Here is a 1,392-nt window from a genome sequence, read left to right on the forward strand (position 1 = left end):
AAGATTCTGTGTTGATTTCCAATTTAAATCTTATTTTTTTTTTAATTTTGTTTTTCAAGACAGTCTTTGAGCTAGTCTCTATAGCGTGTTAAGCCTTATGTGCTTTCACGCTATTTTTGGTTATATACTCTTTTTTGTCATAAATTGTTTCATTTTTGAACAAGATGTATATTAATTCCAGTATTTTTCTTTGAATAGCCACTAATGCTTTCATTTTTATTCCGTGTTTGGATACTAATCTTGCGTAAATCTCTCTAAAATTATCGTCCCATTTCACTGCTGTCAGGGCAGGCAAATGCATTGACTTTCTCAAATTTCTATTTCCTTTTTTGGATATTCTAGGCTTTCCTTTTACTGATGTGCCAGACTGCTTTTCTTTTACATCGAGTCCGGCGTAACTTGACAATTGCGATTTGTTGCGGATCAGTTCAAAACCATTTGTTTCCGCTAAAACAATTACAGCTGTCAATTCTCCAACTCCTGGTATAGTGGTTAGCCTTTCTAAAATTTGTTTTAGATTTGGATTCTCTTTTACTATGCTGGCAATATCTTCTTTAATTTCTTTCTCCTGTGAATTCAAAAACCGTATTCTTGCCTGCATCCGTTCCATACTTCGCTGATTGGGATCGGCTTCTGTATTTTCAGCATGCATTTGATTTTTAATAATACTTCTTTCCTGAACAATCTGGTCTCTTTCTCTGGTTAACTGCTGTAATTCTTTATATAACAGCTGCGGTTTAGTCCAGAGATCTAATTTTCGTTCCAGACCAAATTGAGCTATTGCTTGTGAACAGGTTTTGTCTGTAATGGTTTTTAATTCCAAAGTTCGTATGTAATTGCTGATTTTGTTTGGCAGAACAATACTTACTTCCTCTTTGGCATCAAATAGATAATAAGCAAATTTTTGATGATACACACCTGTAGCTTCCATTACGTAACGTACATTTACAGAATCGTCGGTTAATTTATCTGTCCACTCAACCAATAATTTAAACCCTGAATCACTATTTCGAAAAACTTTATAAGCAAATAATTCTATAGAAAAATCATCCCAAATGCGGCCTAAAGTGACTACCAATTCTTTTTGAGCTATGTCAATTCCTGCGACTTGTTTTAATACTTTACCCATCTCTATGCTTTTTAAATTTAATTTATAAAGTGATGAATCTTCCTTCGCCTTTTCTCCTGATTGGATATTCTGGATATTAAGCAATGCTTAATTCCTTACATTCTGTTCAGGCTCTAAAAGATAAAAAAGAATGAGGTAATTTCTTTGCGGGAATATGTTTCTTTGAACTATTTAGACGCGAATGTACTCTCATCCCTTTTCACTTTAATACTGTAAATTTACAAATTGTAAAAACTTATAAAACAACATTACAAACATAGGAG

At 33.1% G+C, this 1,392-nt stretch carries 1 protein-coding gene; it reads right to left on the reverse strand.

Going from position 1 to position 1,392, the window contains the following annotated elements; genetic code table 11:
- Positions 1-88: 88 nt before the first annotated feature.
- Positions 89-1,129, reverse strand: a complete 1,041-nt coding sequence (locus EG814_RS20865) for an IS110 family RNA-guided transposase (RefSeq protein ID WP_125723796.1) — start codon at positions 1,127-1,129, stop codon at positions 89-91.
- Positions 1,130-1,392: the final 263 nt, after the last annotated feature.

The sequence above is a fragment of the Flavobacterium ustbae genome (assembly GCF_003946915.1).
In the GTDB taxonomy this organism is placed as follows: domain Bacteria; phylum Bacteroidota; class Bacteroidia; order Flavobacteriales; family Flavobacteriaceae; genus Flavobacterium; species Flavobacterium ustbae.

Bases quoted from the DNA above. Each gene is read 5' to 3' on its own strand.
- EG814_RS20865 (WP_125723796.1), bottom strand. From the start codon at position 1,129: ATGGGTAAAGTATTAAAACAAGTCGCAGGAATTGACATAGCTCAAAAA.